Here is an 8,962-nt window from a genome sequence, read left to right on the forward strand (position 1 = left end):
GACACGACGCGCCTCAGCAACTAGTAATGCATCGTACGTTTTGGGCATCCACCACTGCTCCGCTTCGGCTGCCTTGGCGCATGGAAGAGCCGGACAAAAACTGATTTTGAGAAGCGTTCTTAATCAAGGACATGGGACCATGGTCACGACGCACCAGCAACGATGCCGACCGCGCGGCGAGTCCAGGCGCTCGGAGATCCTGGACGTCGCACTCCAGGTGTTTCTGGAAAACGGCTATAGCGGCGCGACCATTGACCTCGTGGTTGCCCGCGCGAACGCATCGAAGGCCACGATTTACAGTTACTTCGGCGGCAAGGAAGGATTGTTCACCGCCATTATAGAGGAACGGACGGAACAGATTATTTCCTGTCTCTTCGCCCAGGACTTCAGCGACGCCGACGTGCCTGTCGCGCTGGCTCAAATCGCCCGCCGGCTGTTGATGGTGTCGATGACGCCGGAGGCCATTGGCATCTACCGCCTGATCCTGTCGGAAGGTTTTCGTTTCCCCGACGTCGCGCGGACCTTCTACCGGTTGGGGCCCGACCGGGTGACCGGGCACCTTGCCCGCATTCTCGCGGACTGGCGCAACCGTGGTCTAATCGCCGTCGAGGATCCAGAAGTCGCCGCAACCCAGTTTCTCACCGTGGCGCTCGGTGAACTCCGCGTTCGGGCCGTTGCCGGCCTGCCTCCGGACGACTTGGACGCCGCCATCGAGTGCAACGTCCGCAACGCCGTCGAGCCCTTCTGGTGCTATGTCAGGCCGGGCAATCTTCACGCCTGAGCAGCTTTGCTGGTCAATTCAGCGGGTTTTGATGGAATGGACGCCCCACTTCTGACGGATCCTATTTGAGAACATGTTTGTAGACGTCACGCGCTGACGGCTTGGCCAGCCATGCCCGCCAGCTGAAACGCTGACTCACGGAAGGGGATTCCCAAGGCGGGCGATCCGGGAAGACCTGAGCGCCAGCGAGTTGCGCGCGCTTGCGCGGCGCGAGAGCAAAGGGCGGGTGGCGGCGCGGATGTTCGTTCGCCATCGCCCATGCGCTCGACGGGGTGAGCCGGGCGGAAGCGGCGCTGCTGGCCGGCATGGACCGCCAAGCCTTGCGAGATGCTGTGGTACGCTACAACACCGACGGAGTGGCCGGTGTGGCCGCTCCCGTCCGGTAGCGCGCCGGCGAGACCCCCATGATCCGCCGGAACGTGGCGCTGAAGGCGCTGTCCGACAGGTAGCCGAGCGAGGCGGCGATGGCGGAGACCGGTTCCTGACCTTGCCGTAGCCGCGTCGCGGCGAGGCGCATGCGCCAGCGCAGCATGTAATCGATCGGGGGAACCCCCACGCGCTCCCGAAAGGCGGCGGCGAAGCTGGAGCGCGACCGCCCGGCGATGCCCGCCAGTTCCGCAAGCGTCCAGTTGCGGCAGGGCTCGGCGTGGATGGCGCCCAAGGCCCGGCCGATCGAGGGGTCCAGGCTGGCGGCCAGCCAGTTGGCGCCCTGCGGCGGCTGCTCACTCAGATGCGTCCGCAAGGCGTGGACGAACATCAAGCGCAGCAGGTCGTTGCAGGCGAGCTGAGACCCCACCGTCCCGCCGCGCCATTCCCGATCGAGCTGCTCCAGCAGCCAGCCGACCGGCGCGGCCCCCGGGGCTCCGCCGCGGATCATCAACAGCCGCGGCAGCAGGTCGAACAGCAGGCCACCGTCCAACCGGTCGAACCGCACGCTGCCGCCGAGGAACCGCACCTCCTCCCCGTCGCCGCCGGGCGCGTCACCCCCCGCGTTAACGCGGGCCTCACCGCCCGGCGCCTGGAACACTTCCACGGCCGGGACGGGGGACAGGTCCGGCGCGCTCGCCAGGACGAAGCCGCCGCGCACCACCACGAAGCAATCGCCGGCGTCGAGGCGCCGGGGTGCTTCCGGTCCGTCCGGCCCGTCCGCCCGAATCCAGCAGGTGCCCGCGGTCACCACATTGAACTTGATGGCGTTCGGCGGCTGGAAGCGGATCGACCAGTCGCCCCTGGCGGCGAGGCGCGCGGAGCACAGGGTCTCGGCCTGCATCAGGCGGAGCACGTCCGACAGCACGTCGGCGGGCGCGTTCTGGACGATCACGACAGGATTCCGGACGGGGCTGGATGGATCATCCCGCGCATATAGGCGACAACGGCTCCCGACGCCACACCCTGCAAGGAGGCCCCATGATATCCCCCGACCAGACACCCATCGGGTCCGGCTTCGGTCCCGCCACCACCGCCGCCGAGGCCGTCCGCGGCATCGATCTCCGCGGGCGGGTGGCGGTCGTCACCGGCGGCTATTCCGGCATTGGGCTGGAGACGACGCGCGCGCTCGCCGAGGCCGGCGCGACCGTCATCGTGCCGGCCCGGGATCGCGTCCGTGCGGCGGCGGCGCTGGCCGGCCTCGACCGCGTCGAGCTGGAGGCGCTCGACCTTGCGGACGCCGCCTCGGTCGCCGCCTTCGCCCAGCGCTTCTGCGGGTCCGGACGGCCGTTGTCGATGCTCGTCAACAGTGCCGGCATCATGGCGACGCCGCTTCACCGCGATGCCGATGGGCGCGAGGGGCAGTTCGCGACGAATCATCTCGGCCATTTCCGGCTGACCCTGGCCTTGTGGCCGGCGCTGCTCGCGGCGGGACGCGAGGCGGGCGGCGCGCGCGTCGTGTCGGTTTCGTCGCGTGGCCACCAGATCGCCGGGATCGACTTCGACGACCTCGACTTCGAACGGCGGCCCTATGACAAGTGGATCGCCTACGGCCAGTCCAAGACGGCCAACGCGCTGTTCGCCGTCGCCCTGGATCGCCGCGGCCGGGATCACGGGGTGCGCGCCTTCTCGCTGCATCCGGGACAGATCCTCACCGAGCTGAGCCGCCACCTGAGCGCCGCGGAAATCGCCGGTTTCGATGCCCTGGACGCGGAGGGGCGCCCGCGCATCGACCCGTCCCGCGGCATGAAGACCGTCGCTCAGGGGGCGGCCACCAGTGTCTGGTGCGCGACCAGTCCGCGGCTCGACGGCCTCGGCGGGGTCTATTGCGAGGATTGCGACGTCGCCCCGGTCCACGGCGCGGCGACGGGACAGCGCGGCGTCCATCCCTGGGCCGCGGACGACGCGCTTGCGGAGCGGCTGTGGCGCGTCTCGGAGGCCCTGACCGGCGCCTCCCTGCCCTGACCCGTCACGGATCCGTCTGCCGGAACTGGCGCCGAAGCTCCTGCGGGGTCTGGCCGAGCGCGCGCAGGAAGCTCTGGCACATGCGGTCCGGGTCGATGAAGCCAACGAGGCGGGCGATTTCCGCGAAGGTTTGCCGGCCGTCCTCCACCATCGTCCGCGCCGCCTCCACCCGCATCCGCTCCACGGCCTTGGCCGGCGTCATGCCGGTGGAGGTGGTGAAGGCGCGTCCGAACTGCCGCACGCTAAGATGCGCCACGTCGGCCAGCCGCTCCACCGAGAGATCCGCCGCCAGATTCTCCCGCGCGAAGCTCAGCGTGCGGCGGATGCGGTCGGACCCCGGATCGAAGTCGAGCAGCGAGGAATACTGGTACTGGCCGCCGGGGCGCCGGTAATAGACGACGAGCATGCGGGCAAGCGACCGCGCCGCTACCCGGCCCAGATCCTCCTCGATCAGGGCGAGCGTCATGTCGATCCCCGCCGTCAAGCCCGCCGACGTCCAGACCCCGCCGTCGCAGGTGTGGATGCGGTCGCCGTCCACCCGCAGGGTCGGGTAGCGCGCCTGGAGCCGCGGCGCGTAGAACCAGTGGGTGGTCGCCAGTCGCCCGTCGAGGACACCGCTCGCGGCGAGGATAAAGGCCCCCGTGCAGACGCTGGCGATCCTCCGGGTATGGGGCGCCGCTGCGGCGATGGCCGCCGCAAGCGCCTCCACCGATGGCCCTTCCGGCGGTTCCGGCGCGCCGACCACGATGAGTGTGTCCGCCGGGCTGTCGGCGCAGACTTCGGCGCCGGCTTCCGGCAAGGGTTCGGTGATGACCTCCAACCCGCAGGAACTGCGCACCGGACCGCCTGCCACCGATGCGACGGAAAGCCGGTAGCACTCCCCGCACAGCCGGTTGGCGAAGGAGAAGGCATCGAGCGGCCCACCGAGATCGAGCAGCACGAAGCCCGGATGAACCAGGAAACGCACGTGACGAGTCATGTCCGAAATCCCGGGAATGACGTCCTTTGAGACATCATCGACGCACGATAGCCTGCGGTCAACCTCCAGCGTTCAACGGAGCATCCCATGACCGAACCGCCTCGTGCCGAACCGCCCCTTCCAGACCCGGCGGGCCCGGTCCGCCGCAAGCTCCTGGGCTTTGGAGCGGGCGCCGCCCTGCTGGCGGCGCTGCCCCTCCCACCGGCGGCCGCTCAGACCGCCCCGGGGGCGATGCCCCCCTCCTCCCTCGACCGGAGTCCAACCATGAGCACCATCACCACCAAGGACGGCGTTTCGATCTTCTACAAGGATTGGGGTCCCCGCAGCGGGCAGCCCATCGTCTTCCACCATGGCTGGCCGCTCAGCGCGGACGACTGGGACAGCCAGATGCTGTTCTTCGCGGACAAGGGCTATCGCGTCATCGCCCACGACCGCCGCGGCCACGGGCGTTCCGCCCAGGTCGGAGAGGGTCACGACATGGACCATTACGCGGCCGACGCCGCGGCGGTGGTGGAGCATCTCGACCTGCGCAACGCCATCCACATCGGCCATTCCACCGGCGGCGGCGAAGCCACCCGCTACGTCGCCCGCCACGGCCGTGGGCGTGTCGCCAAGCTCGTTCTCATCGGGGCGGTGCCCCCCATCATGGTGAAGACCGCGGCCAACCCCGGCGGTCTGCCGATCGCGGTGTTCGACGATTTCCGCCGCCAGCTCGCCGCGAACCGGGCGCAGTTCTACCTCGACATCCCGAGCGGCCCCTTCTACGGCTTCAACCGGCCCGGTGCGGCGGTGTCGCCGGGCGTGATCCAAAACTGGTGGCGGCAGGCCATGATGGGCGGCGCCAAGGCCCAATATGACGGGGTCAAGGCCTTCTCGGAGACCGACTTCACCGAAGACCTCAAGGCCATCGACGTGCCGACGCTGGTCATGCACGGCGACGACGACCAGATCGTGCCCATCGCCGATTCCGCGCTGCTGTCGGTCAAGCTGCTCAAGGCCGGCACGCTCAAGGTCTACGAGCGCTTCCCGCACGGGATGTGCACGACCCACGCCGACGTGGTGAACCCCGACCTCCTGTCCTTCATCGCCGGCTGACGCCCGGCCCCCGGCCTGAGGTGCATCCCATGAAGATCGTCGTCATCGGCGGAACCGGCCTGATCGGTTCCAAGCTTACCGCCCTCCTGCGCGACCGCGGCCACGCGGTGGTCGCCGCGTCGCCCAGCACGGGGGTCGACACCATCTCCGGGGCTGGCCTCGCCGACGCCCTCGCCGGCGCCGCGGTGGTGATCGACGTTGCCAACGCGCCCTCCTTCGAGGATCGGGCGGTGATGGACTTCTTCCAGACGTCTGGCCGCAACCTGCTCGCGGCGGAAGCCGCCGCCGGTGTCGAGCACCATGTCGTCCTGTCCATCGTCAACACCGACCGGATGCCCGACAACGGCTATTTCCAGGCCAAGGTGGAGCAGGAACGTCTGGTCGCCGCCTCCGGCATTCCCCACTCCATCGTCCGGGCCACCCAGTTCATGGAGTTCCTTGGGGCCATCGCCGCCACCCACACAGACGGCGACACGGTGCGGCTGGCCACCGGTCTCTTCCAACCGATCGCCGCCGACGATGTGGCCGCCATCCTGGCCGAGACGGCGCTCGGCGCGCCGCGCAACGGCGTCATCGACATCGCCGGCCCGGACCGCGCGCCGTTCCCGGCGATCGTCGGCCGCTACATGGCGGCGGTCGGCGACGACCGCGGGGTGATCGGCGACCCGGAGGCCCGTTACTTCGGCGGCCGTGTCGAGGAACTGTCCCTGGTGCCGACCGGCGAGGCCCGCCTCGGCCGTATCGGCTTGGACGCTTGGCTTCGCCGGGCACCGCGCCGCTGATCCTGCACCACCCATCCGGAGGATTCCCATGACTCGTCATGCCGGCGCGCCGACGCGCGTCCTGCTCTCCACCGCGGCCCTGGCCCTCGCCGCACTGCCGCCGTCCATCGTCCTGGCCGACCTGCCGGGAAGCCGGAACGCCAAGGTCACGCAGGTCTACGAGCACGCACTGCCGGACGTCCCCGGCAAGAGCATCCGGGGCGTGCTGGTCGAATACGGCCCGGGCGGCTACTCACCGTCCCATACCCACGCGAAATCGGCGCTCATCTACGCCACCGTGCTGGAGGGGGCGGTGCGCAGCCAGATCAACGGCGGCCCGGTCCGGACCTTCCAGGCCGGCGAGCACTTCACCGAACTGCCCGGCGACCACCACAACATAAGCGCCAACGCCAGCGACAGCCAGCCGGCCAAGCTCCTTGCGGTCTTCGTGGTCGACACGGCGGAGACGGAGTTGACGACTCCCGACCGACAGTGATGCCCCCTCCTGGCCGCGAAGGACGGCTGGCTTATCGCAACCAATGGAGCGACCTCGCAACGAACGCTCCCGACAAGGAAAGCCCCCATGACCCGCACTGCGCTCATCACCGGCTGTTCGAGCGGTGCTGTCAGGTTGGCGGGCGCGCCCTATCCGTGGCAGGTTTCCGGTCATGAGCACTGAGCTGATGTGGTGGACGGCCCTTCCACCTTCTTGAATCTGGAGGGTTCTGTGAGGTTCCGGCGTCGGCTTGAACCTCCCCGTTCCCGATTACTCGACGCTGGCCCGGCGCAGCGCCCGGCTTTCACGGACGACGGCGCTGAAGACCCCGACCGGGCCGGTCGACGTCGTCATTGACTCAACCGGCCTGAAGATTTCGGGAACCGGCGAACGGCGAGCCGGTGTACCAGACCATCGCCGAACGCCACGCCGACGCCGCGGTGATCATCCCACCGCCGGCGGCTACACCGTCGGCTCAGGGCAAAGTCGCCTGACGCTCCTGCTCGGGGGCGACCCGCGCGCGGAGTCACGCCGGACCGGGCTGGAGAGTTCCGGCGGCGGCGAGCGCGGCGACGCGCGCGGCGGCGAAGTCGATGAAGAGCCGGACGCGCAGGGGCGGGTGGCGCGCGAAGGCGTGCAGCGCTTGAACGGGCACGGCGGGCAGCGGCGCCTCGGGCAGCACCACCCGCAGCCGTCCCGCCTCCAGCTCCGCCTGCACGGCCACGCGCATGACCTGCGCGATGCCGACCCCGGCCAGCGCCGCGCCGCGGAGGCCCGCGCCGCTGTCGGTGTCGAGCACGCCCTCCGGCGTGAAGGAGCTTCCATCGGCGAAGGTGATCGGAAAGGGGCGGCCGGCGAGCGTGTAACGGACGTGGGCGTGCGTGCGGAGCGCCGCGATGGTCTGCGGGACGCCATGCTCCGCCAGATAGGCCGGCGAGGCGACGAGCACCATCGGCAACGCCCCCAGCGGCCGCGCGACAAGCTCCGTGTTGGCGAGGACGCCGGCGCGCAACGCGACGTCATAGCCCTCGCGGATCAGGTCGACGTGCCGGTCGGTCAGGCTGACATCGAGCTTCAGCCCGGCGTTCCGCCCAAGGATCTCGCGCGCCAGCGGCTCCATCAGGGCCGTGCCGAGATCGCTCGGCATCGTCACGCGCAACAGGCCCTGGGCGGTGCGCCCGGGCTGGAGGATATCTCCGGCGTCCTCGATGGCGCGCAGGAGCGGCGCGACACGCTCGGCGTAGGCGGCCGCCTCGGCCGTCAGGGCGAGGCTCCGGGTCGAGCGGTGGAACAGCCGGACGCCAAGCTGCCGCTCCAGTCTGGCGACGCTCTTCGACACGGAGGACGGTGTCGTGCCGAGCTGGCGGGCGGCACCGGTGAAGGAGCCGCTCTCCGCCGTGCGCAGGAAGGCAAGCAGGTCGTGGCTGCGGTCGGGAATGGGCATTCGAGACGGTCCGGAATAGGTGCTTGTCCGCGCACCAGACTAATTCGACCCGGTCGCGGCGCCCAGATACCCGGTGTGCTTCAACACGGAGACGTACCATGGGTAAGCTTGCGGGCAAAATCGCCGTCGTCACCGGCGGCAACAGCGGCATCGGCCTCGCCGCAGCCACGATCTTCGCGGCCGAAGGGGCTCGGGTCGTGATCACCGGCCGGCGCAGGGAGGCGGTGGAAGAGGCGGCCGCCGCCCTGGGGCCTGAGGCGGTCGGTCTGGTCGGCGACATGGCCGATCTTGCCGCGCATGACCGGCTGGTTTCGGTGGTGCGGGAGCGGTTCGGCGCGATCGATGTCTACATCGCCAACGCCGGCATCAACGTCATCGCACCCTCGGCGGCGGTGACGGAGGCGGACTATGACGCCCAGTTCGCCACCAACACGCGCGGCGTGTTCTTCGGGGTCACCAAGGCGCTTCCCCTGATGCGCGATGGCGGCGCGATCATCCTCACCGGCTCGATCGCGAGCGGGAAGGCGCTGGACGGGCATGCGGTCTATGCGGGCAGCAAGGCGGCGCTGGGGGCCTTCGCACGGAGTTGGGCGCTCGAACTTCGCGACCGGCGAATCCGCGTGAACCTGCTGAGCCCTGGTCCGGTGGACACGCCGATCCTGAACAAGCTCGGCATACAGCCCCAGGACCGGCCGTCCTTCGAGCGGGAGCTGGCGCGGTCGATCCCGCTCGGCCGCCTCGGCCGTCCCGAGGAGCTGGCGCGTGCCGCCCTGTTCCTCGCCAGCGACGATGGCGGCTTCGTGACAGGCATCGACCTGCGCGTCGATGGCGGGATGACGCTGCCTTAGTCCTAGGCGTTGGTGCAAAAAGGACCGGAGTGGTGGCGGCCGGGAGGGCGAGCGGGTAAAGGATCGGCCCCCGCTGAAGCCGAGAGTCCGATGCCGTACAAGGCCAACGAGCCCCGCCGTCACAAGATCCCGAAGGCGCGCTAGCGTGTGGAGAACTGGGCAGCCTA

At 69.6% G+C, this 8,962-nt stretch carries 9 protein-coding genes and 2 pseudogenes; 8 read left to right on the plus strand and 3 right to left on the minus strand.

The genetic code is table 11. The features are described 5' to 3' along the window. Window positions 1-139 precede the first annotated feature (139 nt). Entirely contained in the window at window positions 140-781 is a 642-nt protein-coding gene (locus J2851_RS15770) for a TetR/AcrR family transcriptional regulator (protein ID WP_209767325.1), read from the plus strand. Window positions 782-911: 130 nt separating this feature from the next. Further along, a pseudogene (locus J2851_RS15775) lies at window positions 912-1,149 on the plus strand (hypothetical protein); the annotation flags it as partial. On the opposite strand, the gene J2851_RS15780 reads toward J2851_RS15775, so the two are convergent. After that, window positions 1,122-2,210 carry an AraC family transcriptional regulator gene (locus J2851_RS15780; RefSeq protein WP_343206583.1) on the minus strand — a complete coding sequence of 363 codons (1,089 nt, stop codon included), beginning with the start codon at window positions 2,208-2,210 and terminating at the stop codon, window positions 1,122-1,124. The pseudogene J2851_RS15775 and the gene J2851_RS15780 sit on opposite strands and share 28 nt — an antisense overlap. On the opposite strand from J2851_RS15780, the gene J2851_RS15785 reads away from it, so the two are divergent. Next, on the plus strand, window positions 2,189-3,172 hold the full coding sequence (locus J2851_RS15785; RefSeq protein ID WP_209767327.1) for an oxidoreductase: 984 nt from the start codon (window positions 2,189-2,191) through the stop codon (window positions 3,170-3,172). The genes J2851_RS15780 and J2851_RS15785 overlap by 22 nt on opposite strands. Before the next feature lie 4 nt (window positions 3,173-3,176). Here J2851_RS15785 and J2851_RS15790 read toward each other — a convergent pair whose 3' ends face one another. Continuing rightward, the gene (locus J2851_RS15790; RefSeq protein WP_209767328.1) at window positions 3,177-4,151 is read right to left on the minus strand and encodes a GlxA family transcriptional regulator; all 975 of its coding nucleotides are present in this window, start codon (window positions 4,149-4,151) and stop codon (window positions 3,177-3,179) included. A gap of 264 nt (window positions 4,152-4,415) precedes the next feature. Here J2851_RS15790 and J2851_RS15795 point away from each other — a divergent pair, with 264 nt between their 5' ends. The 4 genes and pseudogenes from J2851_RS15795 to J2851_RS15810 form a co-directional block, all read left to right on the plus strand. Then, window positions 4,416-5,246 (plus strand): alpha/beta fold hydrolase, encoded by an 831-nt coding sequence (locus J2851_RS15795; RefSeq protein WP_079285145.1) that lies wholly within the window; start codon window positions 4,416-4,418, stop codon window positions 5,244-5,246. A 29-nt stretch (window positions 5,247-5,275) separates the two neighbouring features. Continuing rightward, window positions 5,276-6,028 carry an SDR family oxidoreductase gene (locus J2851_RS15800; RefSeq protein WP_209767329.1) on the plus strand — a complete coding sequence of 251 codons (753 nt, stop codon included), beginning with the start codon at window positions 5,276-5,278 and terminating at the stop codon, window positions 6,026-6,028. A gap of 28 nt (window positions 6,029-6,056) precedes the next feature. Then, entirely contained in the window at window positions 6,057-6,503 is a 447-nt protein-coding gene (locus J2851_RS15805; RefSeq protein WP_209767330.1) for a cupin domain-containing protein, read from the plus strand. A 244-nt stretch (window positions 6,504-6,747) separates the two neighbouring features. Further along, window positions 6,748-6,936: pseudogene (locus tag J2851_RS15810) on the plus strand (transposase); the annotation flags it as partial. 93 nt (window positions 6,937-7,029) lie between these two features. Here J2851_RS15810 and J2851_RS15815 read toward each other — a convergent pair. Further along, on the minus strand, window positions 7,030-7,947 hold the full coding sequence (locus J2851_RS15815; protein WP_209767331.1) for a LysR family transcriptional regulator: 918 nt from the start codon (window positions 7,945-7,947) through the stop codon (window positions 7,030-7,032). A 98-nt stretch (window positions 7,948-8,045) separates the two neighbouring features. Here J2851_RS15815 and J2851_RS15820 point away from each other — a divergent pair, with 98 nt between their 5' ends. Further along, entirely contained in the window at window positions 8,046-8,795 is a 750-nt protein-coding gene (locus tag J2851_RS15820; protein WP_209767332.1) for an SDR family NAD(P)-dependent oxidoreductase, read from the plus strand. Window positions 8,796-8,962: the final 167 nt, after the last annotated feature.

It is taken from the genome of Azospirillum rugosum, assembly GCF_017876155.1.
GTDB lineage: Bacteria > Pseudomonadota > Alphaproteobacteria > Azospirillales > Azospirillaceae > Azospirillum > Azospirillum rugosum.